23 protein-coding genes and 1 riboswitch are annotated in these 24,419 nt (G+C 37.4%); of the genes, 11 read left to right on the top strand and 12 right to left on the bottom strand.

From position 1 onward, the window contains the following. Positions 1-1,120, top strand: a 1,120-nt coding sequence (locus BAQ48_RS12220) for a polyamine aminopropyltransferase (protein ID WP_071711283.1), incomplete at its 5' end; no start/stop codon positions are given. 18 nt (positions 1,121-1,138) lie between these two features. After that, positions 1,139-1,510 (top strand): adenosylmethionine decarboxylase, encoded by a 372-nt coding sequence (gene speD / locus BAQ48_RS12215; RefSeq protein WP_071711282.1) that lies wholly within the window; start codon positions 1,139-1,141, stop codon positions 1,508-1,510. Between the two features lie 93 nt (positions 1,511-1,603). Here the strand turns inward: speD and BAQ48_RS12210 are convergent, their stop codons facing one another. From BAQ48_RS12210 to BAQ48_RS12190, 5 genes are all read right to left on the bottom strand, one after another. Further along, complete coding sequence (locus BAQ48_RS12210) at positions 1,604-2,008, bottom strand: DUF3021 domain-containing protein (RefSeq protein WP_071711281.1); 405 nt, start codon at positions 2,006-2,008, stop codon at positions 1,604-1,606. 3 nt (positions 2,009-2,011) lie between these two features. Continuing rightward, on the bottom strand, positions 2,012-2,461 hold the full coding sequence (locus BAQ48_RS12205) for a LytTR family DNA-binding domain-containing protein (RefSeq protein ID WP_071711280.1): 450 nt from the start codon (positions 2,459-2,461) through the stop codon (positions 2,012-2,014). Between the two features lie 133 nt (positions 2,462-2,594). Beyond that, positions 2,595-2,912, bottom strand: a complete 318-nt coding sequence (locus tag BAQ48_RS12200; RefSeq protein WP_071711279.1) for a PTS sugar transporter subunit IIA — start codon at positions 2,910-2,912, stop codon at positions 2,595-2,597. Positions 2,913-2,921: 9 nt separating this feature from the next. Continuing rightward, positions 2,922-4,223, bottom strand: coding sequence for a PTS cellobiose transporter subunit IIC (celB, locus tag BAQ48_RS12195; protein WP_071711278.1), 1,302 nt, complete (start codon positions 4,221-4,223; stop codon positions 2,922-2,924). 14 nt (positions 4,224-4,237) lie between these two features. Further along, entirely contained in the window at positions 4,238-4,540 is a 303-nt protein-coding gene (locus tag BAQ48_RS12190) for a PTS sugar transporter subunit IIB (RefSeq protein WP_071711277.1), read from the bottom strand. Between the two features lie 224 nt (positions 4,541-4,764). Here BAQ48_RS12190 and BAQ48_RS12185 point away from each other — a divergent pair, with 224 nt between their 5' ends. The 3 genes from BAQ48_RS12185 (at position 4,765) to BAQ48_RS12175 (ending at position 7,709) form a co-directional block, all read left to right on the top strand. Beyond that, positions 4,765-5,982, top strand: coding sequence for a dicarboxylate/amino acid:cation symporter (locus BAQ48_RS12185; protein ID WP_000649358.1), 1,218 nt, complete (start codon positions 4,765-4,767; stop codon positions 5,980-5,982). 147 nt (positions 5,983-6,129) lie between these two features. Further along, the gene (locus tag BAQ48_RS12180; RefSeq protein ID WP_071711276.1) at positions 6,130-7,287 is read left to right on the top strand and encodes an acyltransferase; all 1,158 of its coding nucleotides are present in this window, start codon (positions 6,130-6,132) and stop codon (positions 7,285-7,287) included. Between the two features lie 41 nt (positions 7,288-7,328). Then, entirely contained in the window at positions 7,329-7,709 is a 381-nt protein-coding gene (locus BAQ48_RS12175; protein WP_071711275.1) for a VOC family protein, read from the top strand. Between the two features lie 40 nt (positions 7,710-7,749). Here the strand turns inward: BAQ48_RS12175 and BAQ48_RS12170 are convergent, their stop codons facing one another. Then, positions 7,750-9,750, bottom strand: coding sequence for a YhgE/Pip domain-containing protein (locus tag BAQ48_RS12170; protein ID WP_071711274.1), 2,001 nt, complete (start codon positions 9,748-9,750; stop codon positions 7,750-7,752). 135 nt (positions 9,751-9,885) lie between these two features. On the opposite strand from BAQ48_RS12170, the gene BAQ48_RS12165 reads away from it, so the two are divergent. Continuing rightward, positions 9,886-10,770 (top strand): LysR family transcriptional regulator, encoded by an 885-nt coding sequence (locus BAQ48_RS12165; RefSeq protein WP_071711273.1) that lies wholly within the window; start codon positions 9,886-9,888, stop codon positions 10,768-10,770. Between the two features lie 87 nt (positions 10,771-10,857). Here the strand turns inward: BAQ48_RS12165 and BAQ48_RS12160 are convergent, their stop codons facing one another. Together BAQ48_RS12160 and BAQ48_RS27950 are read right to left on the bottom strand one after the other, a co-directional pair. Next, positions 10,858-11,943 carry a transcriptional regulator gene (locus BAQ48_RS12160; RefSeq protein ID WP_071711272.1) on the bottom strand — a complete coding sequence of 362 codons (1,086 nt, stop codon included), beginning with the start codon at positions 11,941-11,943 and terminating at the stop codon, positions 10,858-10,860. 90 nt (positions 11,944-12,033) lie between these two features. Further along, positions 12,034-12,183 carry a hypothetical protein gene (locus BAQ48_RS27950; RefSeq protein WP_000283175.1) on the bottom strand — a complete coding sequence of 50 codons (150 nt, stop codon included), beginning with the start codon at positions 12,181-12,183 and terminating at the stop codon, positions 12,034-12,036. A 255-nt stretch (positions 12,184-12,438) separates the two neighbouring features. On the opposite strand from BAQ48_RS27950, the gene cydA reads away from it, so the two are divergent. From cydA to BAQ48_RS12140, 3 genes are all read left to right on the top strand, one after another. Beyond that, positions 12,439-13,794: a cytochrome ubiquinol oxidase subunit I gene (cydA, locus tag BAQ48_RS12150; protein WP_071711271.1), complete on the top strand. Its 1,356-nt coding sequence runs from the start codon at positions 12,439-12,441 to the stop codon at positions 13,792-13,794. Continuing rightward, positions 13,787-14,812 (top strand): cytochrome d ubiquinol oxidase subunit II, encoded by a 1,026-nt coding sequence (locus BAQ48_RS12145; protein ID WP_000544162.1) that lies wholly within the window; start codon positions 13,787-13,789, stop codon positions 14,810-14,812. Before cydA ends, BAQ48_RS12145 begins: the two co-directional genes overlap by 8 nt. Positions 14,813-15,128: 316 nt before the next feature. Beyond that, a complete protein-coding gene (locus BAQ48_RS12140; RefSeq protein ID WP_071711270.1) occupies positions 15,129-16,487 on the top strand; it encodes an arsenic transporter in 1,359 nt (452 codons plus the stop codon). A 101-nt stretch (positions 16,488-16,588) separates the two neighbouring features. Here the strand turns inward: BAQ48_RS12140 and thiC are convergent, their stop codons facing one another. Continuing rightward, positions 16,589-18,349, bottom strand: coding sequence for a phosphomethylpyrimidine synthase ThiC (gene thiC, locus BAQ48_RS12135; RefSeq protein WP_071711269.1), 1,761 nt, complete (start codon positions 18,347-18,349; stop codon positions 16,589-16,591). Between the two features lie 114 nt (positions 18,350-18,463). Then, positions 18,464-18,579, bottom strand: a riboswitch (TPP riboswitch). A gap of 71 nt (positions 18,580-18,650) precedes the next feature. Continuing rightward, a complete protein-coding gene (lldP, locus tag BAQ48_RS12130; protein ID WP_071711268.1) occupies positions 18,651-20,312 on the bottom strand; it encodes an L-lactate permease in 1,662 nt (553 codons plus the stop codon). A gap of 296 nt (positions 20,313-20,608) precedes the next feature. On the opposite strand from lldP, the gene BAQ48_RS12125 reads away from it, so the two are divergent. Further along, entirely contained in the window at positions 20,609-20,926 is a 318-nt protein-coding gene (locus BAQ48_RS12125) for a magnetosome magnetite crystal formation protein family (RefSeq protein ID WP_001014097.1), read from the top strand. Positions 20,927-20,985: 59 nt separating this feature from the next. Here the strand turns inward: BAQ48_RS12125 and BAQ48_RS12120 are convergent, their stop codons facing one another. Both BAQ48_RS12120 and BAQ48_RS12115 read right to left on the bottom strand, forming a co-directional pair. Next, complete coding sequence (locus BAQ48_RS12120; protein ID WP_001139078.1) at positions 20,986-21,477, bottom strand: metal-binding protein; 492 nt, start codon at positions 21,475-21,477, stop codon at positions 20,986-20,988. 50 nt (positions 21,478-21,527) lie between these two features. After that, positions 21,528-21,893 carry a YkvA family protein gene (locus BAQ48_RS12115; protein WP_071711267.1) on the bottom strand — a complete coding sequence of 122 codons (366 nt, stop codon included), beginning with the start codon at positions 21,891-21,893 and terminating at the stop codon, positions 21,528-21,530. Positions 21,894-22,440: 547 nt separating this feature from the next. Here BAQ48_RS12115 and BAQ48_RS12110 point away from each other — a divergent pair. After that, positions 22,441-24,369 carry an LTA synthase family protein gene (locus tag BAQ48_RS12110; RefSeq protein ID WP_071711266.1) on the top strand — a complete coding sequence of 643 codons (1,929 nt, stop codon included), beginning with the start codon at positions 22,441-22,443 and terminating at the stop codon, positions 24,367-24,369. Positions 24,370-24,419: the final 50 nt, after the last annotated feature.

The raw sequence follows: 24,419 nt of genomic DNA, 5'->3' as shown, positions 1-24,419 counted from the left end.
CAAACAGGACAAACAGGACAAACAGGACAAACAGGACAAACAGGACAAACAGGACAAACAGGACAAACAGGATAAACAGGACAAACAGGACAAACAGGACAAACAGGACAAACAGGACAAACAGGACAAACAGGACAAACAGGACAAACAGGACAAACAGGATAAACAGGATAAACAGGAAAAACACGATAAGCAAACACCATTAGAGCCTACAATAGAAACAAATTCACATAACTTAGATATATGGGATGAAATTTCCTTAAAAGAAATACAAGCTGGCGAGCATACAAGTTTATTTGAAGAAAAAAGCAATTATCAAAATATTAATTTGCTACAAGTAAGCGATGTTCGTTTATATTTGGACAACCAACTACAATTTAGTTCCGTTGATGAGCAAATTTATCATGAAGCGCTTGTGCATCCAATCATGTCTAAAGTCATTGATCCAAAACGTGTCCTCATATTAGGTGGCGGCGATGGTCTTGCCTTACGAGAAGTTTTGAAATATGAAACTGTGCTACATGTAGATCTTGTTGATTTAGACGAGGCGATGATTGATCTAGCTCGTAATGTACCAGAAATCGTATCTTTAAACAAAAACGCATTTTTTGATGAGCGCGTGAATGTGCACATATGTGATGCGAAAGAATTTCTAAATTCTCCCTCCTCCTTATACGATGTAATTATTATTGATTTTCCTGATCCATCAACAGCAGTTTTAAGTACTTTATATACAAGCGAACTTTTTGCTCGTATAGCTACGTTCTTAACAGAAGATGGCGCTTTCGTCTGCCAATCTAATTCACCTGCTGATGCACCTCTTGTATATTGGAGTATCGGTAATACAATTGAAAATGCCGGATTAACTGTAAAAAGTTATCATATCATTGTTCCTTCTTTCGGAACTGACTGGGGATTTCATATTGCTGCTAACTCCTCACATGTACTCAATCAAATTGAACAATTATACGTAGTACCAACTCCTCGAACATTACCTTCTCTTCTTGCTCCTTTATTTCAATTTAAAGAAGAACATTTAGATCACCGTAACAATGCCGTTTTAAATTTAGAATCGGACCTTACCCTACATCATTGCTATCAACAAGAAATGAAATTTTAACTAAGGGGGTACAAACATATGGACTATTCTACATTTGGCCGGCATATAATCGTAGATTTATGGGGAGTGGATTTTTCTCTATTAGATGATATTCAATTTTTAGAGCATCATTTAGTTTCTGCTGCTGATTACTCTGGTGCAAATGTGTTAAACGTAAGCACAAAAAAATTCCAGCCGTATGGCGTTACAGTATTAGTATTGCTATCAGAAAGTCACCTTTCTATTCACACTTATCCGGAGAAAAATTTTGCAGCAATTGATTGCTATACGTGCGGTACAACCGTTGAACCGCAAATAGCAATTGATTATATCGTAAATATATTAAAACCAGAGCGGATGCATATAAAAAGATTAATTCGTGGTGTAGGAGAAATTGTTACTGTCGATTAATTATTGCTCTTACTCATCCGTAAAAAGGAGGATTGTAACTACCATCAGTGGAACGAAAGCTCCACTGATGGTACGCACACATACATAATTCTTTCATTTTAATTGATGATTTAATGTTTCTATTTTTCGTTTCCAATATAGTGTCATCACAAACCATATAATGAAGTACATAACAATAAAACTTCCTATGCAAACAAGAATGGGACCGAAACGATTTGGAACCCAACCAATCCAAATTGCTGTAGGCAAAAATGTCCCTAGTAAAATGATAAAGTGAATACTTGTCTGTTTTAATATACTCCATTCTTCTTTTTCAAAAATAAATGAAGCGAAAGAAAAGATAAGTCCTACTATATTGGCTGTAACTAAATACGTAATTAACGTTTTCATTTCTATTGTTTCTATCCCTTTTACATAACCGATCCATAAAAACAATAGACTATATACCATCGCCATCCCTAATCCAAAAGCAACTTTATTTATAACTCTATCAATCATCTTTTAGCCCCCTCCTATATTTAAAGCCTCTTTAATAAGCGGTACATATTTCCTCGAAACATATTCTTTCATTCCATTAGAAAAGTGAGCACACATACTACCACTAAAAGACATTTCAAAACTTTTTACATGCTCTAAATTCGCAAGTATCGACTTAGAAAATCTGGCAAAACGCTTTCTAGCTAATTGTTCCTCTAATTCATATAAACGAGCCTTCACTTCAAGATTCCCTTTTTTCGTTTTTGCCATAACTTTTCTTTCCTCTGTATAAAACCAATAAATATCATGTAAATGCAACAAATAATATTGTTGATCTAACACACCAACGATTTGACTCGCATTTCCACCTTCTATTATTTTTAAAAGTTGCTGAATTTCTTCCGTTACTTCTTTTGTTTTTATAATTATTTCTGCATCTACTTGTGATGGGTCTAACTCAATGCGAACTTTCATCTATTTCCCACCCCCTTTACACTTTTATTTTTACATAAAATTGAAAATAATAAATGTAATCTTGCGTAAGTGGTCTTTGTTTCGTCATAACAGCATCTTTTCAAAACATAAAAAAACCTTGCATACGCAAGGTTCATTCAGCTGCTGACATCTTCCTATATAATTCTACAAACTCACTCGCTAATTCCTTTACCGTAATTGCATTCATTAAATGATCTTGCGCGTGCACCATCAGAAGAGTAACTTCTGTCTTTTCACCACCAGCTTCCTTCTGTATAAGCTCTGTTTGTACACGGTGCGCCTCTTGCAATTCATGTAAAGCTTCTTGCAACTTCGCCTCAGCTTCCTCGAAGTTTCCACGCTTCGCGCAATCAATTGCTTCCATTGAACAACTTCTTGCATTTCCCCCATGCAAAATTAAATGAAAAGCTTTCGTCTCTATGATATCCATTTTAGTTCTTTACTCCCCCTTTTCTTCCGCCACTTTTTGTTTATCCCATATTTTTAAGAATGGTAAATAAATGAAGAATGCTAGTGCAAAGTTAACGAGCTGCAAAATAACACCTGAAATTTTTCCGCCTGATCCTAAATATCCACTAAAAAGAATCGGTGTAGTCCAAGGAACAGCAGCTCCGCTCGGACGGGCAACTAATCCCCATTCCATCGCAAAGTAAGAAACAATTGTTAACACAACTGGAACTAATATAAATGGAATAAGTAACAGTGGATTCATAACAATCGGCATACCGAAAGTCACCATTTCATTAATATTAAAAATACCAGGTGCAATCGACAAGCGGCCGATACTTTTTAACTGCTGACTTCGCGCAAACAATAACATTCCTACAACTAAAGCTAATGTTGCGCCAGAACCACCCATATAAATCCATAAATCAAAAAATTGTGCGGTAATCGTATTCGGTACGTCTTGACCAGCCTGAAAAGCAATTCGGTTTTGATCCATTAACGACAACCAAACCGGGCTCATTACACCACCAACAATTGCAGCGCCATGAATTCCGCACGCCCAAAGTACATGGACAATAATAACTGCGATTACTGCACCCCCAAGGCTAGCCCCTAGTACACTAAGTGGTTCTTGCAAAAGCTTTCCTACAACATTATGAATACTACCAAAAGTCGTTTGTTCAAAAATCAATCGAATGATCCAAACAACCGTCACAACAATAAAACCCGGAATAAGCGCAGCGAATGAACGCGTTACTGCTGGTGGAACTGTCTCTGGCATTTTTATAATTATCTTTTTTTGTACAATAAATCGATAAATTTCAGTAGATATAATTGCAATAATCATCGCCACAAACAGTCCTTGACTCCCCATTAACGCCGCTGGAATTGCTCCGTCTACAATCACACTTTCCTTCGTGCTTGGTATGATATATGCAACTTGAAATGGCGTTGCGAGCAAAAATGTCACAAGCGACAATGCTCCAGATGCTAAAGCATCCACTTTATAATACTCACCAAGTCTGTAAGCGATTCCAAAAACAGCCACTAAAGACATTATATTAAAAGTAGCACTTACTGGGTACCCTAAAGCTTTCTGCCAGTTCTCTCCAAACAAACCTGCCATAAAATCATTATACCCTGGTATTGGTAAAGCACTAATAATAAGAAAAAAAGATCCAATAATTAAGAATGGCATCGTTAAAATAATTCCGTCACGAATCGCTTGTAAATGCCTCTGCTCTGCAATCCTTCCTGCTACTGGCATTACATATTTCTCTAAAAACTGTATCATCTATCCCACTCTCCTCATGATTTCATCGACAAAGCTGCTTGTAAGATAGCTTCTCCATTACAAAGCCCGTAATGGACAGATTGAATGACATCAACGGGTATTCCTTTCTCTTTACATAATTCTTTCATTTTCGGTAATAAATAACGTACTTGCGGTCCAAGTAAAAGTACATCTGCTTGGTCGATGTGGCTATTCACTTCAGAACCTGATACAGCCCAAATCTTTACCTCTACCCCTCTTGCCTGTGCTGCTTTCTCCATTTTTGTAACAATCAAACTGGAAGACATTCCCGCTGCACAGCAAAGTAAAATATTCATCCCGCTTCACCCCCTTTTTCAAAACCTAAATTATGGTGCAACCCTTGCCACCACTAGGTTACAAATATATATGTCTAGATTTCTAACTGTATGCCGAGCTTAAAAACAAAAATTTCTCGGTTTTCACGCTATTCCACCTATCGGTATTTTCCTAGTAAAGAGGACCCTAACTCGCTATAATGATTCAGTATGATTTTTTTTATAATTGATAGGAGGGTATATTTATGAAGGCATATCGCTTTCCACTTATTTTATTATCTTCTATCCTAATTGGTGGTTTCATTGGTTATTTCATGGGTGCCGATGCAGTTGCTTTAAAGCCGCTTGGTGACATTTTCTTAAACTTAATGTTTACGATTGTTGTACCTTTAGTGTTCTTTAGCATCGCGTCGTCTATTGCTAATATGGATGGATTAAAACGTTTCGGTAAAATTATGTCTAGTATGGCTGGGACTTTCTTATTTACGAGTATTTTAGCTGCTATTTTTATGATTATCATCGTGAAAGTATTCCCGCCAGCACAAGGTGTTGTATTAGAATTAACACAACCTGATAAAGCTGAAAAAGCTGTTAGCGTTGCTGATCAAATCGTTGGCATTCTAACAGTATCTGACTTCTCAAAGTTACTATCTCGTGAAAATATGTTAGCACTTATTTTCTTCTCTATATTAATGGGGATTGCAACTTCAGCAGTTGGTGAAAAAGGAAAACCATTCGCTACATTCCTCCAAGCTGGTGCAGAGATTTCAATGAAAGTCGTATCTTTCATTATGTACTACGCTCCAATCGGACTTGCTGCTTACTTCGCAGCATTAGTTGGTGAATTCGGACCACAACTGCTTGGGACGTACTTCCGAGCTGCAATGGTATACTATCCAGCTTCACTTATTTACTTCTTTGTATTCTTCACATTCTATGCATACCTTGCAGGTCGCAAACAAGGTGTTCAAATATTTTGGAAGAACATGGTCTCTCCTACAGTTACATCACTTGCAACTTGTAGTAGTGCCGCAAGTATTCCGGCGAACTTAGAAGCAACGAAGAAAATGGGTATCTCGTCTGACGTTCGTGAAACAGTTGTCCTTCTTGGGTCTACACTTCATAAAGACGGATCTGTTTTAGGCGGCGTATTAAAGATTGCTTTCTTATTCGGTATTTTCAACATGGAATTTGAAGGGCCAAAAACATTAGCAATCGCACTTGTTGTTTCTCTATTAGTAGGAACAGTAATGGGCGCTATTCCAGGCGGCGGTATGATTGGTGAAATGTTAATCGTTTCTCTATACGGCTTCCCGCCAGAAGCATTGCCAATTATCGCAGCAATTAGTACTATCATCGATCCTCCTGCAACGATGTTAAACGTAACAGCAGATAACGCTTGTGCCGTAATGACAGCTCGCCTTGTAGAAGGTAAGAACTGGATTAAAAATAAATTTGCTTAATAAATAGAAAGAGGATGCTCCTAACAAGCATCCTCTTTTTTGTTGTTAATCCATTCCGCCACAAATTTGTTAAAATCTTCACAAATATTCCACACCTCTCATCCTTACTCCGTACTATAATCATGTATGGAAAAGGAGATGGAGACCATGACACAAAGCGCACCAGAATTTAAAGTTTTGCAAAGCATTGCATTTCTTGCTGTCGTTTTGCAAAGTTCCTTATTATATACAATGAATCAAGGAAATGTCTTACTTGAACAGTCCCTCATTATGGGTATGTTATTTAATCTCGCAAAATTTTCAGCACCTGCATTCATATTTATCGTTGGATTTCATTTAATTCGTCACTATACAAAGCAATTAGTATACAAAGAATATATTTCTGAAAAAGCCACACACTTACTCATTCCTTACTTCTTTTGGTCTATTCTTTACTTATTAACAACAAACGATATGATTACACTACAAAGCGGAATAAAAAGTTTATTACTCGGAACAGCCGCACCTCATCTTTGGTACGTTATTATGATGTTCCAAATTCACTTATTGTTCCCTTTACTTTGCACACTATTTTATTGGTTTCAAAAACGAACAGAAAATAAAAAAGACATATATAAATATATGACCATCTTTGCTTGTCTATATTTCCTCTTAATGTGGTATTCTTCGCACTACATTTTTAATGGAGAGAAACTGACTAGCTCAACCATTTTACATTATACAGATCGGTCCTTCTTCTTCTATTCGTTCTATTTCGTCATGGGAGGAATCGCTGCTGTAGCACTAAAAACTTGGCGTACATTTGTTATGAAACATATCCCGCTGATCACAATATTATTTTTCATCTTATTTTTATTTATCAATTATGAGTTATTTAGTTTTTACGGAGCAAACTCTATCCATTTAACCGTTTCTACTTATTTAAAACCGTCTATGTTTTTATACATTGTCTGTGAAATTATGATACTGTACGTGTTATCTATTACAATTGTACAGCGCCGGGGGTTTTTATATAAAACGTTACGATTCATTGGAAACTACACATATGGCGCTTATTTAGCACATTTTTTCTTCTTGCAACTATGCACACAATTTCTTTCCTTATTCACATTGCAAGAAAATACTATACTATATAGTCTATTACTCTTTGTCTTAACAGCTGTTATATCTATTTCAACAATGGTCATTTGCAGTACACTGCCATTTCATATATGGATTGCAGGTCCTTCGCCTACGACAAGTATGAAATGGGCAAAAATTGCACTTCGAAAAAATCACGAAAAACTATTCAAACCATATATTTGATATAATTATACACATATAAGAAAAGAAAGCAGGAGACATCTATGATTAATCAAATTGGACAAATTATGCTATATGTAAATAACCAAGATGAAACCGTACAATTTTGGACAGAAAAAGTAGGATTCCAAATCATCGCAGAAGAAAATAACGGAAAAGGATTTCGCTGGATTGAAATTGCGCCAGCAAAAGAAGCTGGAACAAGCATCGTCCTTCACGATAAAGCGTTAATTGCAAAAATGCAACCTGAACTAAATCTTAATACCCCTTCGCTTATGTTCTTCTCTAACAACTTAGATCAGCTGTATAAAGATCTTTCTGAGAAAAACGTAACAGTTGGACAAATTGTAGATTTACCTACTGGTAGAGCGTTCAACTTTGCGGATAATGAAAATAATTACTTTGCGGTAATGGAACGAAAATAAAAAAGAAGCTATCCGAAAAAAACGGATAGCTTCTTTCCTTTTAAGAAACTTGTTCTGCATTCGTTTCCCTATGTTGTATATGGCTCGTAATCCAAGCAATTCCACCAGCAACAACGAGATAGCATAACAATATTAAAATTTGCATTTGTAATTGCGACCAATCTCCTAAAGAAATCACATCTTGTAGCCCTCTAAGAGAATGGGACATTGGGAGAAATTGTCCAATTTTGCTAAGAATAGCTATATTTAATTCTCCTGGGAAAGTACCCCCGCTCGTCGCTAATTGCAGGACAAGAAGCGTTACCGCTAAAAATTTTCCAACAAGACCAAACACCGTTACTAACATAAGAATAAACGTCATGAATGTAAAGGAAATAACGATACTTGATAAAACAAAGAGTGGCACACTTGCAACTTCTAATTTCATAACTCCTAGCACAACCACATCCACAAGTAATGCTTGAATAAGTCCAATTAAATATACTAATCCTAATTTATTAATAAAATGTACCGTTCCGCTTACTTTCATATTTTGTCTACGGCCAAGTGGTAAAATATTCGATGCCATAATTCCGCCAACATAAAATGCAAGTGATAAGAAATATGGTGCAATACCTGAACCGTAATTAGGCACGTCAGAAACTGTCGACTTCACTAATTGAACCGGCTCTGAGAACATCGTATTGCGTGCATCATCATTGCGAACATCTGCTATCTTCTCTGCGCCCTCTCCTAATTTCGTAGAAAGTTCTTTCGCACCATCGTCAAGTTTAACAAGTCCGTTCGTTAACTGATCAGCCCCATGATTCAGCTCTGTTCCACCACTCGCAAGGTGATTTATACCTTCTTGCAAGGATGTAAATCCAGTTCCCCATTTCGTAAATCCACTAGCTAAATTCGCAGCACCACCTGCTATCCTTTTCGTTCCAGCAGTAGCTTCATTTAACTTAACTCCGAATGTACTTATACCTTCCTCAACCTTATGCTGACCATCTGCAAGCTTCTGTGCACCTTGTGTCAACTGTTGTTGGCTATTCTTTAAAGCGTTTGTTGCTTGGGCTAATCCATTAGAAGTAGCAATAATCTTTTGAAAAGCAGGATCTTGCTGCACTTCTGGATGACTTTTCACATACTCTTCTAATTGTTGTTTTACACTATTTGCTGCATTGTCCGCTTTCACTTGCCCTTCAGCAAGTTTCTCACTTCCATTCACCCATTCATTTGTACCAGCACTTAATTCACTAACCCCTGATTGTAAAGTTTTTTCACCTTGTGCTAATAACTCCATACCACTATGAAGTGATGTCGCTCCTTGACTTAACTCATTTGCTCCCCCGGTTAAAGCTGATTGGCTAGACGCAAGCTTGTCACTTCCCTCTTTTACTTTCGACGTCCCATCACTTAAACGATGAATACCATCTGCAAGCTGATTTGCCCCATTTCTTGCATCTGTCGTTCCTTCATGTAACTTCCCAGCACCATTACTTGCATCACTCAACCCTTGTGCTACGTCTTGAAACTTTGAAAAGACACCTTCTGTATAAGATTTCGTAATACTATTTGAAATTTTTGTTTTCATATTTTCAACAGCTGTCGTTCCAATTTGCGCCGCTACAAAGTTTTTACCCGGATTTACTTTGTACTGAAGCTGTGCTGGCTCTGGTTTCTCATCCATAAGTGTGCTTACCTTTTTAGAGAAATCCTCTGGAATCGTAACAACCATATAGTACTTATCTTCTTTTAGCCCTTCATCAGCATTTTTTTCTGATACGAAATGAAAAGCCAGCTCCTTATTCTCTTTTAAATTTTTAACAAAATCGTCTCCTGCATGAATTGTTTTTTCATCCATCACAGCACCCTTATCTAAATTCACAACCGCAACAGGTAATTTATCTAATCGTCCGTATGGATCCCAATATCCAGCTAAAAAGAATCCTGAATAAATTAAAGGAACGATTAACAAAAAAATTAAAGCGATACGTCCATGTTTATGGTGCCACATCGCTTTCCAATCTTTAAAGATAAGTTGAATTCCTTTCATGAAACATACTCCTTCTCCTAATTTAACACCATTAGAATGGTTTAACAGATTTACTATACACGTCCATTTTCATACTGTATAATACATCTTTAATTATCAATTCATTCCTTTTGGTCTATAGAAAGGAGAGTCAAAATGGAACTTCTTCAACTAAAATACTTTCAAACAGTTGCACGATTAGAACATATGACAAAAGCCGCTGAAGAATTGCATATCGCACAGCCTTCGCTCAGCAAAACAATTGCTAGACTAGAAAAAGACTTAGGCGTCCCGTTATTCGATCGCCAAGGTCGACAGATTACATTAAACTCTTTCGGAAAAGTATTTTTAAAACGAGTAGAGCGCATTTTTCATGAATTAAGTGAAGGCGAACGAGAAATTAAAGATTTAGCTGACTTACAACAAAGCTCTATTACGCTAGCCGTTTCTATTCCAAGAATATTACCAGAACTACTCGGTTCTTTTTTACTAGAACATCCTAACGTTCGATTCCAACAATTTCTCGCATCTACTCCTTCTATGAAACGACAACTAGATAATATAGAAATTGACTTTTGCATTTCTTCTGTGCCAATTGAAGGCGAGGAGATTATTTGGGAACCACTTATTACAGAAGAAATTTTCTTAGTCGTCCCTTCAGGTCATCGTTTATCAGGACGTGAAAGTATCTATCTGCATGAAGTAAAAGACGAACCGTTTATTAGTATGAACACTGGTTATGGATTTCGGCACTTAACAGATGAATTTTGTAAAGAAGCTGGCTTCACTCCACATATCGCTTTTGAAGTAGATGAACCAACCGTGATTAGCGACCTTATTAAGCAAGGCCTCGGTATCGCTTTTGTCCCAAGTTTAACTTTATTAAAAAACTCTACTTTAGCATTAAATAAGTTACGCATTATTGAACCCAATTGCGAGCGAACTATCGGCTTAAGTTGGTCGAAGAAACGCTACTTATCGAAAACTGCTCAGCAATTTCGTGAATTCGTGATTGACTACTTCTCTAACATTAGGACATGAAATTATATCGACGTTTCGACAAGAAATATTGATTTATCAACGAATTACGACACAAATAGAAGGTGCCCCTCAAAAGGATGGCACCTTCTATTTCTTACTCTTCTCTAATTCTATTTCCGCTAAAAGCGGCAAAACATTATCAAAAATATGCGTATTATTATTTTCACCTGTGACGTATCCACCGTAATATCTACTAAACACATTATCATTTCGGAATGTAGTCATTCGCTCATATAATTCCTTTGCAAAATTTGTATCCCCTGTGTGTAGTACATATAAAATTGTTAGCCCGTAAGCAGCTGGCGATTCATAATTCACCGTTTGTTTTCCCGTTTCTAAATTGTATCGACCGTATAACTTCCCGTCCTCCTGGAACTTCTTCTTTATAAATTCCAAATATGCATCTGATGAAAGACCACCTAAACTACGATGGTAAGCAACGTACGATTGGTCAATAAGATTCACTTCTTTATCGTATGTAAATGTACCATCTTCTTTATACTCTTTTGGGAATGCCCATCCATTTCTCGGATAATCAGCTAAAAACTGAATTACTTCTTGATACTGCTGAGCAGAAACTTTCCCGTACTTTTTCATATAAGAAAATGCGTGCGGATTTATGTAGGATGTTGTGACAAAATTATTTTGTTTACCTGTATCTGCATCATAATAATCAACGTAATAATTACCTTTTTTATTATAACGAAGTACAGCATCACTCAATTGATCTGCAAGGTTTTTATAACGCTCTTCCTTATACATTTCATAAGCACGATATAATTGTTCTATAATACGAAGATCATCTATAAGTGCATTTGTAGCTGACTGCATTTCTCCCTTTTCAGAGATTTTCCATACAACGATGCGATCCTTATGTAAAAAGTTATTTTGAATGACCTTTACTTGTTCATCAAATAACGCTTGGTCGTCTTTATCAAGTGTATATTGTAGCCATAGTCCTGCTGATTCTGATAAAGCTTCACGGCCTTTTGCTTCCCACGTTCCAGCCTTTGTATCTGCTAAACGATATGTAGCAAGCGTCCCATTTTCATTGACCATATGTCTTAAAATAAAATATTCTGTACGGTTTCCTTGTAATGCTGACCAAAATACAATTCCACCTAAAGCGATTAAGAGCATAACTCCAATCCCTATATATAGACGTTTCCGCAATCTTTTCACCTCCCTAATAAGGCTAACCTTAATTTTAACAGAACATACGTCAATTTAAAAAAGACAATCTATTAGATTGTCTCCCGCACTTTATCCCTCATAAGCCTCTTTAGAAGGTCTATATAGCGATTCCACAAGTCGATCATATTCACGACGCGTAATTTCTTTATTGTACAGCTTTAATAATAAATCTCTATGCTCTTTTGAAAATGCCATCTTTTTAATGACTTCAGGATACATAAAACACCCTCTCCATTTCACATAAACTTCTTCATCCCGAAAGCAGAACTTATGTTCGCATAAAAGATTATAAAAGATTCCTAAACAAAAAACAAACAAAATATTATCAAATATTCATTTCTTTTTATTTGAAATATTCAAACATTATATTACCATATTCACTTTTTAAATACATATATATTTTTGGTAGTTTTTTTGAATAAATCTTCCAATTCAATCAGAAAATAATGGCAAAAAAAGAAGAGGAGTTTACATATGGATACCGTAACATTAGCAAGAGCGTTTTTTGGTTCTTCATTAGCATTCCACATTATCTTTGCAACACTTGGTGTCGGGCTTTCATTGATGATTTTCATAAGTGAAATACTCTATCACTGGAAGAAAGATTCCGACTATGCCATTATGGCGAAAAGATGGACGAAGGCATTTGCAATCCTTCTTGGTGTAGCAATTCCAACTGGAACAATTGTTGGTGTGCAAATCTCACTTCTATGGCCTGGTTTCGCCAAAATTGTTGGGCAAGTTATTTCTGTTCCCTTTCAAATTGAGATTTTCGCCTTCTTTTTAGAGGCTTTATTCATGTCTATTTACGTATACGCAGCTGATAAACTACCTCCGTTTATGAGATTAATATCGCTCTTTTTCGTAATGCTTGGTGCCACGGCATCTGCCGTGCTGATTACATCAGCAAATACATGGATGAATACACCCGCAGGCTTTTCAATGGGGCCAGATGGATCAGTTTTTAACGTTGATCCGTGGAAAGCTTTCTTTAATCCAAGCTTTGGCACAAGTGCATTCCACGTTGTTATTACGGCCTATGCGGCCGGGGCAGCTGTCATTGCCTCTATCGCTGGATTTAAACTATTAAAGAAGAATTTGAGTGAACGTGAGATTGCTTATCATAAAAAGGGGCTACTGTTAGGACTTGTTGTTACATTCATCACAGGTGCTACGATGTGGATTTCGGGACATGAATCTGCGATTGCCCTACATAAACACTCACCAGAAAAACTAGCATCTGCTGAAGCTTTATTCGAAACGACATCACACGCTCCGTTATCAATTGGTGGGGTTGTTGATCCGAATACACTTGAACTAAACTATGCACTCGAAATTCCGAACATGCTCAGCTTATTAGTAGGGCTCGATCCTAGTACCGTCGTAAAAGGGCTCAATGAATTCCCACAAGAAACGTGGCCACCATTTTACACACATACACTGTTCAACTTAATGGTCGGCACAGCTGCTTTTACCTTCGCAGTTGCGGCGATTGCTCTCTTATATTGGTACTTTGTTTACCGAAAAAAAGGAGCGGAGTTACCGAAATGGCTTCTTTGGGCAGCTGCCGCATGTGGACCAGTTATGATGCTCGGTATTGAGTTCGGATGGGTTTTCAGCTGTAGCGGTCGTCAGCCATGGACCATTTATGGTATGCAACGTACGATGGACGCTTCTACACGCGCTGATTTCATCGGTCCTTTATTTGTTCTATTCATCATTTTATATATTGGACTCGGTATTTTAACAGTCTTTGTACTACGGACATTCTTTAAGAGACATCCGTTAAAGAATGACTTGCATAACCAAGGAGGCGATTCTCGTGCATGAGGAAAGTATTGCAATCATCATCTTGTGGGCTCTGATTTTTGTTTATAGCATATTAGGATCCATTGATTTTGGAGCTGGTTTTTGGGGCATGGTATACGCGAAACATCCGACGATTGCTGCTAAACTTGCGAATCGATACTTATCACCAACTTGGGAAGTAACCAATACATTTCTCGTCTTTGTCGTTGTCGCTTTTCTCGGTTTCTTTCCGAAGGCTGCCTTTACCCTTGCAACCGTTATGTTCGTGCCAGTTATGCTAATTCTAGTACTCGTTGCAATTCGTAGTACATTTATGGTATTTGCTTATTCACTGCCAAAATACCAACATCTTCTTCGTATTATTTCAGGTATTACAGGGCTTTTAATTCCAGCTCTATTAATTACCGTTCTACCCGTTACAGAAGGTGCTTATATTACAATGTCTGAAGGAAAAGAAGTACTCCTATATGGAAAACTTCTTTCTAGTCCTGTTATTTATTGTTATATGCTCTTCGGACTAACTTCGGAACTATTTCTATCTTCTCTCTTTCTTGCTGATTTTTCGAGAGAACAAGGTTCAGAAGATGCATATAAAATTTATAGAAGAAATGCTATCATACTTGGTCCTGCAACGCTCGTTACAGCTATTATCGCCCTCGTTGTAATGGATCCCGAAACACACTGGCTTATGGAAGGGTTAATCAAGCAATTCCAATGGTTTACCGTTTCTATCGTTTTATTCGTTATCGGGTACTCTTCACTTTGGTGGACAAACAAGAAGTACGACACACTTGGATTTCCTCGCATCGCCGTTTTGGCTGTCGTTGCTCAATATGGATTTGCAAGCTACGCTTACGGCATCGCCCATTTACCGTACATCATTTATCCAGACGTAACTGTATTTACAAGCTTTACGACACCTGAAACATTTTATGCACTGCTTATTCTTTACGCAATTGGGATTGCAATTTTACTCCCAGGATTCATTTTCTTCTGGAATTTATTCTTGAAGGATCGAACTTTTTTAAAGGGAAAATAATATAGCGGGGGAGTCTGTTCCAAGAGGTATTTTGGGGATAGACTCCTCTTGTCATGTTTTATCGGTAAATCGCTGATATATTTTGAGTTACGCCGATATAAAACCCACTTACTATCTGAGTGTCCACCAAACTTATAGACTCCTCTCACAATAGTTATTTCACTATTAATGATACTTGTCCTATAGCTGAAAAAACACATATTCACTTCATTCCATTATATGTCTAGTTCTTCTTATTTTTTGCCGAATATACTATCAATATAACCTTGAGACAAGCTACATTCGTTCAAGGAAAAAATAGAAAGGTAGGCAAAATATGAGTACTGAAATATGGATTACTATTATTGTATTCTTCTTCACGATGATTGTTATCTTTTGGCGACCTCGTGGTTTAAATGAGGCGTGGCCAGCAGCAATTGGTGCTGGTATTATCCTGATTACTGGACTTGTATCAAAACCAGACGTCATGGACATTATAAGTAAAATTGGCGGTGCCTCCATAACAATATTAGCGACCATCGTTATGGCGGTTATATTAGAAAGCTTCGGCTTCTTCCATTGGTCCGCAGCGAAGCTTGCAAATTTAGCAAAGGGATCTGGTCACCGTTTATACTGGTATATTCAATTGCTATGTTTTCTCATGACTCTTTTATTCAATAACGATGGTAGTATTTTAATTACAACTCCAATTTTAATTCTCCTTCTAAAAAATCTTCAATTAAAACCTCATCAACAAATTCCTTATTTATTAAGCGGTGCTTTAATCGCTACGGCATCTAGTGCACCAATCGGTGTAAGTAATATCGTAAACTTAATCGCATTAAATATCGTTAATATGACTCTTTACATGCATACAGCTATGATGTTTGTACCTGCAACACTAGGACTATTGTTTATGTCATGGCTCATGTACACAGTTTTAAAGAAAAAACTTCCGAAAAAATTACCTGTTTCTTCATATGATATTGAAGAGATTTTCTTCACGAAAAACTTCCATCCATTAAAAGGAAAAAATTCTGTTGATACGAAACAAAAACGTACAAAATTTATGTTAAAAGTATTAGGCTTCGTCTTCCTTATGCGCTGTCTTCTATTCGTTGCATCCTTCTTAGCGATTCCAATCGAAATTGTTGCTGTACTCGGTTCACTCGTTCTTCTCATTTGGAGATGGTACTACTTACGAACAAACCCAGTCGATATTTTGAAAAAGACACCGTGGCACATTTTAATTTTCGCTTTCTCTATGTATGTCATTATTTACGGATTTCACAATGTCGGATTAACAGCGGCACTTGTAAATTGGCTCGGACCTGTTGTAAATCAACATCTACTCTATGCAAGCTTTACGATGGGCGGACTTGTATCTATCCTCTCTAACATCTTCAATAATCACCCTGCCCTTATGATTGGTACAATCACATTAACAGAAATGGGACTAGATCCAGTCACATTAAAAACGATTTATCTCGCAAATATCATTGGTAGCGACATCGGTTCACTATTATTACCAATCGGTACGTTAGCTTCTCTCATTTGGATGTATATCCTGAAACAAAACAAAATTAAAGTGAAATGGAAAGACTATTTAAGCGTATCTCTCATCGTTATTCCGCTCACAACAGTCGTCACATTATTCCTCTTATACTACTGGGTACAACTATTCTTCGCCTTATAAAAAATAGAATCCCCCTTTGCTACCGTCTTAGCAAAGGGGGATTCTTCTATAATTAAATTAGGTACTACAGTGTGATCAATCAAGTAAAGAGGTGTAACGTGTTATTGATATAAATGACTACCAGTTTCTTTAAATTCTTGCGCCTTCTCTTTCATACCTTTTTCAATTGCTTCTGTCGTTTCTAAATCATTTTCTTTCGCATATTCACGAATATCATGTGAAATTCTCATACTACAGAACTTCGGTCCACACATCGAACAGAAATGAGCTGTTTTCGCTCCTTCTGCTGGCAACGTTTCATCGTGATATTCCATCGCGCGTTCAGGATCTAAAGATAAATTAAATTGATCGCGCCAACGGAATTCAAAGCGTGCTTTCGAAAGTGCATCATCACGCTGATGAGCCGTTTTGTGCCCTTTCGCAAGATCAGCCGCATGTGCTGCAATTTTGTACGTAATAACCCCCGTGCGAACATCATCTTTATTTGGCAATCCTAAATGTTCTTTCGGTGTTACATAACAAAGCATTGCAGTTCCGAACCAACCAATCATTGCAGCTCCAATTGCCGATGTAATATGGTCATAACCTGGTGCAATATCTGTCGTTAACGGTCCAAGTGTATAGAACGGCGCGCCCTGACAAATATCAAGTTCTTTTTCCATATTCTCTTTAATTAAATGCATTGGTACATGTCCAGGTCCTTCAATCATCACTTGCACATCATGTTTCCAAGCAATTTTCGTTAATTCACCAAGTGTTTCAAGCTCAGAGAATTGTGCTTCGTCATTTGCATCTGCAATCGATCCTGGACGTAATCCATCTCCAAGAGAGAACGAAACATCATACTGTTTCATAATTTCACAAATCTCTTCAAAATGAGTGTATAGGAAGTTTTCTTTATGATGGAATAAACACCACTGCGCCATAATCGAACCACCACGCGAAACGATACCTGTCGTACGCTTTGCAGTAATTGGAATGTAACGAAGTAATACACCAGCATGAATCGTAAAGTAATCCACACCTTGCTCCGCTTGCTCAATTAACGTATCACGATACACTTCCCACGTTAAATCTTCTGCAATTCCATTTACCTTTTCAAGCGCTTGATAAATCGGCACAGTTCCAACTGGTACAGGCGCATTACGAATAATCCACTCACGCGTCGTATGAATGTTTTTACCTGTAGATAAATCCATAATCGTATCTGCACCCCAGCGCGTTGCCCACGTCATCTTCTCTACTTCTTCTGCAATAGAAGAAGATACAGCAGAGTTTCCGATATTTGCATTTACCTTCACGTGGAAATTACGCCCGATAATCATCGGTTCTGCTTCCGGATGATTAATATTCGCTGGTAAAATAGCACGGCCTTCTGCAATTTCCTTACGAACAAACTCAGGCTCTACTCCCTCACGAATTGCAACGTATTCCATCTCAGACGTAATAATGCCATTACGCGCATAATGCATTTGCGTAACATTTGCACCTTGCTTCGCTCTAAGCGGCTGGCGATCCATTTGCGGAAAAACAGGTGTATGTTTCGAAGCCACTTTCACACCGTCATCCTCTGGTTTTACTTCGCGCCCTTCGTATGCTTCTACGTCTCCGCGCTCTACTATCCAAGAGTGACGCGGCGTTGGAATTCCCTTTTCCAGCTCCACTTTATACGCCGGATCCGTATAAGGACCGCTCGTATCATACACACGGACTGGAGGATTCGGGACGCCGTTCGTTTCGCTTTGTTCAATCTCACGCATCGGCACTTTCATGCCTGCGCGTGGTCCATCCACATATACTTTCTTACTCCCTGGTAAACTCGACTTCAATTCAATTTGCTCAGCTGAAACAGATTGTTTCATAACCTTTGTTGCCTCCCCTGTTCGTGACAAGGACGAGATATGGCCAGCGCATGCCAAAATAAAAAGAGCCAGGTCCATAAAAAAATAAGGACCTGGCTCATAAAAGACATCATTATGTAAAGCCGTTAACTTCCCTACGCTGGTACGAGCCAGATCAGGTCCAAAGGGTTAAGAAGATCACGCGCTTCTCTCTCAGCCTACGCATACGTTAGGCACCCCTAGTTTATCACTGATTTAATTTTCAATACTTTCCCATCATACACGATAATCTGAAAAATGCAAAGTTTATTTCTTTTATTATTTATGGAATCATCCACGTTAAATAATATGCCTGCACATACGTCATAATACCAACAATAATTACGAAGAACAAACTATGCTTCACTGTAAAGCGGAATAAATCTGATTCTTTTCCAGCAAGTCCAACTGCCGCACAAGCAATTGCAATCGATTGCGGAGAAATCATTTTCCCTGTTACACCACCCGTTGTATTTGCTGCAACGAGAAGCACTTCAGATACACCGACTTGCTGTGCTGTAATTGCTTGTAAGTTTGAGAACAGTGCGTTCGCTGACGTATCAGATCCTGTTAAGAATACGCCAATCCATCCTAGGAATGGTGAGAAGAACGGGAATAATCCGCCAGTTCCAGCTAGCGCTAACGCTAATGTAGAAGATAAGCCAGAATAGTTTGCGATAAATGCAAATCCTAATACGAATCCGATTGATAGAATTGGCATTTTCAGTTCATTTAACGTTTCTTTAAATGTCACTACTGCATCTTTTGCACTCATTTTCAAAATAAACATGGAAATGATGCAAGCAATTAAAATCGCTGTTCCAGTTGCTGATAATACATCAAGCTTCAAAATCGCCTCATAAGGCGTCGGTTTATTTACAATTGGCTCTGCTTTCATTACTAAATTGTGCAAGCCTGGAATTTCAAACTTAAATACAAGACTTTCTAAAGCGCCACCTGGAGCGAATAACGCCTTAAAGAAACTTTGACTCCAAATAACTACCATAACTGTTAATACGATAAATGGAGACCATGCCTTTACGACTTTTCCTAACGTTAATTTCGGCATCGATGCCGAAGTCGTTGCCGCAGCTACTTCACTATTTGCTTGCCCTGATTGATAGATTTCTTTCGGTTGCCATACTTTTAAGAACAGCGCCAAACTTACTAAACTTACAAGCGCTGATGTAATATCCGGAAGTTCTGGTCCTAAGAATGTCGCTGTAATAAACTGCGTAATTGCAAATGAACTACCCGCTACAAACAGCGCAGGCCACGTTTGCTTTACCCCTTTAAATCCATCCATTAAAAATACGATAAAGAACGGAACAAATAATGATAAGAACGGTAACTGATGTCCAGCCATTTGTCCGATCTTATGTGGATCAATACCCGTTACTTGTCCGGCAACTGTAATTGGGATCCCCATTGCGCCAAACGCTACTGGTGCAGTATTTGCGATTAAACAAAGACCAGCTGCATATAGAGGATTTAAACCAAGACCTGCAAGAAGCGCCGCCGTGATCGCTACCGGTGCCCCAAATCCTGCTGCTCCTTCTAAAAATGCTCCAAATGAAAATCCGATTAAAATAACGAGTAAACGGTGATCATTTGTAATAGATAATACAGATGCACGAATCACATCGAATTGACCTGTTTTCACAGAAATTTTATATAAAAATACCGACATAATGATTATCCAAGCGATTGGCCATAATCCGTATAAGAAACCATATCCGGTTGCTGCCATCGCCATCGTGAACGGCATCTTATAAGCGAACAGCGCTACTAAAATTGTAAGTACAACCGTAATAAATCCTGCCACATACCCCTTCATGCGGAAAACTGCTAAAGCTAAGAAAAAAAAGATAATCGGAATAAGTGCGACCGCCGCCGAAATCCAAATGTTTCCGAACGGATCATAAACTTGTGTCCATGTGTTCATTGTTCTCTCCCCCTAAAGAATCCCCTTTTAAATAGAATAACCTCATCAATAGACTATCAGGTCATCATACCTTTTAGTCTAAAAATAAAAAACGTTCAGGAAAACGTTTTCAATAACTTTCATTTATACTTTAGCACATTATTTTCTTTCAAAAAAGATTTTTTTGAAAATTTTATTATTTCACTAGAAAATCTTACAAAAACGTCACGTTCTTGTAATGTTCATCGATAGGAAGCTCGCAAAAATTATTGCATAATAATAGTATAACAACGGACATTATTTATGAGGTGATATATATGAACGGAAACAAAATATTAGCTGCTTTATCATACTTTAGTGTACTATTTGCCCCTATCTTATTCCCTATTATCGTTTGGATTGTAGGCGATGCTGAAACAAAACCACATGCAAAACGTGCTCTATGGACACACATTATTCCAAGTATCGCTACATTCATCGGCGTAACTATTTTAGGAATTATGGGTATCGGATCGGATCAACCAGACGTAACACTTGGAATCGGAGCAATGATTGTCTTATGTATTTGCGGCATCATTAGCTTATACTACTTCATTTGGAATATCGTGAAAGGTATTAAAGTGCTGAAAGCATAATTTCCTTTTTAAACAAACGTTTGATTAAAAAAAGACACTTGCAATTTGCAAGTGTCTTTTTATCTTCTGCGTTTCTTCTTTTTTCTCATCATTTTCTTTCGGCGCGTATTCACTTTATCCGCTATAATGTGGAGCGTACTCGCTACGACAATTCCCATTACGAACGTTACAAGTTCAACCTCATGTTCCTTCGCAATTTCTATTAAATTCCCGTCAAGTGCGATTACATTTAATAGGAATAAAAACGGAGAAAACACAATTAACATGTATGCGATACGAATTATATCACCAAGTATAATCGTGTGCGTAAAAAAGGAGCGATGCGGCATTATTCTCTTATACGGGTACCAAAATATACGCAAGAATCCCCATTTATTGTACGCATTACTGTACGTATCTAAATCCGGTGTTAAAAATGAAGTGCCCACTAAAAAGCCAATTGCAAAAGTTAATAAAAAATCAAAATCTGTTAATCCATACGAGAAAAGCATAAACAAAACAACCGGCAAGGATATTAAGTTTATTTTCGTATGCGTTCTTCCTGATGGCATAATGCACTTCCTCGCTTACGTTCGCCCTGTCACCATATGACAGTTCTCACCTATTGATCTAATTTCTGATCGATAAATGATGTGTCTATATCCGAACCAAACCATTCTGCCAACTTCATTCGTGCCTTATCTTTCACATCTTCATTGACGTATAACGACGCTTGTAATAGTGCGGCCATTAACGCCCCTAAATCATCCGTATAACCAATTCCAGCAATGAAATCTGGGATGGCATCAATCGGTGCAATAAAATAAGCAAGTGCTCCAATTACAATCATTTTCACTCGTTTCGGAACGTCTCGTCTTTGCAAAACGTAAAACAATAATAAACTTGCATAAATGACTGACTGCCCGGCTTGCTTTGCAACATGTTTTACCTTCTTCCAAAACGCTTCAACTGAAAATTTTTGTTCCATATAAAAGCCTCCTTATTTTTTTAAAAAAATAAGCTACAATATGATATCAGTAAAAGTTCATCAAAATTACACATAATCTACCAATGAATTTTATTGTAACAAACAAAGATAAAAAGAACAAGTGTTCGTTAATTTTTACATACTTTCCTTCATATACTAGGTTTCTAGATAACCACTTACACATATTCATTTCTTATTTCTCAACCATGGAAATTTTCAATTTCACTTAACATTCTGTTCTATTTTTGTTATATTTTCTAGTTGACGAGCATATAAACGAATGTTAAAGTTTTCTCTGGTAGTAGCAAATCACATACAAAAAATGTAAAATGTTATAGTGTTTCTCAGAAATGAATTTTGTTGTATAATACAGAAATGACGTTATGCTTATGAGCAACACAAGAAACTAAAAAAGGGTATGCATAGTTATAGTCGTATATGGGTGAATATAGAACCTCTAATTATGGCCAAGAAAACTATGTGTTTTTTATTTTAACATTTTTCGCTCCAAAATCGACCAAGCCTGATAGAGAAAGGGTGGAAATGAATGAAAGAAACCTTGAAATCACAATTTCAAAATGTGCGCTTCACTTTATTCGTAGCTTTGGCCGTCTGGCTGAAAACCTACATTATTACACGCACAAGCTTTGATTTAAAACTTGAATCTTTCATGCAAGAATTCATTTTATTCATTAGTCCATTAGCAGCATCATTACTGTTTGTGGGCCTTGCATTATTTGCAAAAGGAAAAAAACGTAACTATATAGCACTGGGAATTAATTTTGTCTTAACGTTCATTCTTGTTGGTAACGTAATGTTCTACGGATTCTACAATGACTTCGTTACTTTACCAGTACTAGGACAAACATCTAACTTTGGAAGCTTAGGTTCTAGTGTGAAAGAGTTATTTAACTACAAAATTATCCTTGCATTTGCGGATATTCTTGTATTCTTCGTTCTATTGAAAAAGAAGAAAAACTTTGCACCAACAGAGCGTGTAGCACGTCCGATGCGTTCCCTATACTTCGTATCAACAATTGCTATTTTCTTCGTAAACCTAGGATTTGCAGAAGCTGAGCGTCCAGAACTATTAACACGTTCATTCGACCGCGTTATGCTTGTTAAAAACTTAGGATTATATGTACACCAAGCATACGACCTTGGCTTACAAGCGAAATCTAGTTCACAAAAAGCATTTGCTGACGGTAGTAAATTACAAGAAACAGAAAACTATGTGAAAACAACACAAAGTAAACCAGATCCAAATATGTTCGGTACTGCAAAAGGGAAAAACGTAATTGTTGTCTCTCTTGAGTCATTACAAACATTCTTAATTGGCGCAACAGTTAACGGACAAGAAGTTACACCATTCTTAAACCAATTTACGAAAGAAAGTTATTACTTCGATAACTTCTTCCATCAAACTGGTCAAGGGAAAACATCTGATGCTGAGTTCTTAGTAGATACTTCAATGTACCCACTAGACCGTGGTGCCGTATTCTTCACACACGGTAACAATGAATACACAGCAACTCCAGAAATTTTACGTCAGCAAGGGTACCACACGTCGGTATTCCACGCAAACAACGCAACGTTCTGGAACCGTAACATTATGTATCCGGCACTTGGTTATGATCGTTACTACAACGAGCTTGATTACAAGATTACGCCAGAAACAAAATTAAACTGGGGATTAAAAGATATCGAATACTTCGATCAATCTATCGATATGTTAAAAGAAGTGAAGCAACCATTCTATACTCGCTTCCTTACTTTAACGAATCATTACCCATTCACTTATGATGACAGTACGAAATTAATCGATGAATACAATTCTGGTGATGGCGTATTTGACCGTTACATGGTAACTGCTCGTTATTTAGACGAAGCGATGAAACACTTTATTGAGCGTCTAAAAGCAGAAGGCATTTACGACAACTCTGTTATCGTATTCTACGGTGACCACTACGGTATTTCTGAAAACCATAACCGTGCAATGGCACAGTTCTTAGGAAAAGAAGAAATTACTGCATTTGACCATATGAACTTACAAAAAACACCGATGTTTATTCACGTTCCAGGTCAAAAAGAAGGTAAAACAATTTCAAAACCAACTGGTGAAATTGACATTAAACCAACAATTCTAAACTTACTTGGTGTAGATTCTACGAATCAAATCCAATTCGGTCATGATGTATTCTCACCAGATAATAAAGGTTTCGTTGTTCTTCGTGACGGTAGCTTCGTTACAGATAAGTACATGTACACGAACAGTACATTCTACGACCGTAACACAGGTGAAGTTGTACAATTACCGAAAGAAGAATCTCAACCACTAATTGATCGTGCCCAAAATGAATTGCATATGTCTGACAAGATCATTGAAGGTGACTTACTTCGCTTCTCTGACAGTAACAAGATCAAAACTGGTGAAGTAAAAACCGCTATAAAAGAAGAAAAGAAGAGCGCTGAGTAATCTCAGCCTCTTTTTTTATTTTCCTCCCTCCTCTCCCTTATATTCATTAA

This window comes from Bacillus luti (genome assembly GCF_001884105.1).
Classification (GTDB): Bacteria; Bacillota; Bacilli; order Bacillales; family Bacillaceae_G; genus Bacillus_A; species Bacillus_A luti.
The sequence above is the reverse complement of the archived record's forward strand: the minus strand, read 5'-3'. Positions and strand labels throughout refer to the sequence as shown.

Bases quoted from the DNA above. Each gene is read 5' to 3' on its own strand.
- speD (WP_071711282.1), top strand. From the start codon at position 1,139: ATGGACTATTCTACATTTGGCCGGCATATAATCGTAGATTTATGGGGA.
- BAQ48_RS12210 (WP_071711281.1), bottom strand. From the start codon at position 2,008: ATGATTGATAGAGTTATAAATAAAGTTGCTTTTGGATTAGGGATGGCG.
- BAQ48_RS12205 (WP_071711280.1), bottom strand. From the start codon at position 2,461: ATGAAAGTTCGCATTGAGTTAGACCCATCACAAGTAGATGCAGAAATA.
- BAQ48_RS12200 (WP_071711279.1), bottom strand. From the start codon at position 2,912: ATGGATATCATAGAGACGAAAGCTTTTCATTTAATTTTGCATGGGGGA.
- celB (WP_071711278.1), bottom strand. From the start codon at position 4,223: ATGATACAGTTTTTAGAGAAATATGTAATGCCAGTAGCAGGAAGGATT.
- BAQ48_RS12190 (WP_071711277.1), bottom strand. From the start codon at position 4,540: ATGAATATTTTACTTTGCTGTGCAGCGGGAATGTCTTCCAGTTTGATT.
- BAQ48_RS12185 (WP_000649358.1), top strand. From the start codon at position 4,765: ATGAAGGCATATCGCTTTCCACTTATTTTATTATCTTCTATCCTAATT.
- BAQ48_RS12180 (WP_071711276.1), top strand. From the start codon at position 6,130: ATGACACAAAGCGCACCAGAATTTAAAGTTTTGCAAAGCATTGCATTT.
- BAQ48_RS12175 (WP_071711275.1), top strand. From the start codon at position 7,329: ATGATTAATCAAATTGGACAAATTATGCTATATGTAAATAACCAAGAT.
- BAQ48_RS12170 (WP_071711274.1), bottom strand. From the start codon at position 9,750: ATGAAAGGAATTCAACTTATCTTTAAAGATTGGAAAGCGATGTGGCAC.
- BAQ48_RS12165 (WP_071711273.1), top strand. From the start codon at position 9,886: ATGGAACTTCTTCAACTAAAATACTTTCAAACAGTTGCACGATTAGAA.
- BAQ48_RS27950 (WP_000283175.1), bottom strand. From the start codon at position 12,183: ATGTATCCTGAAGTCATTAAAAAGATGGCATTTTCAAAAGAGCATAGA.
- cydA (WP_071711271.1), top strand. From the start codon at position 12,439: ATGGATACCGTAACATTAGCAAGAGCGTTTTTTGGTTCTTCATTAGCA.
- BAQ48_RS12140 (WP_071711270.1), top strand. From the start codon at position 15,129: ATGAGTACTGAAATATGGATTACTATTATTGTATTCTTCTTCACGATG.
- thiC (WP_071711269.1), bottom strand. From the start codon at position 18,349: ATGAAACAATCTGTTTCAGCTGAGCAAATTGAATTGAAGTCGAGTTTA.
- lldP (WP_071711268.1), bottom strand. From the start codon at position 20,312: ATGAACACATGGACACAAGTTTATGATCCGTTCGGAAACATTTGGATT.
- BAQ48_RS12125 (WP_001014097.1), top strand. From the start codon at position 20,609: ATGAACGGAAACAAAATATTAGCTGCTTTATCATACTTTAGTGTACTA.
- BAQ48_RS12120 (WP_001139078.1), bottom strand. From the start codon at position 21,477: ATGCCATCAGGAAGAACGCATACGAAAATAAACTTAATATCCTTGCCG.
- BAQ48_RS12115 (WP_071711267.1), bottom strand. From the start codon at position 21,893: ATGGAACAAAAATTTTCAGTTGAAGCGTTTTGGAAGAAGGTAAAACAT.
- BAQ48_RS12110 (WP_071711266.1), top strand. From the start codon at position 22,441: ATGAAAGAAACCTTGAAATCACAATTTCAAAATGTGCGCTTCACTTTA.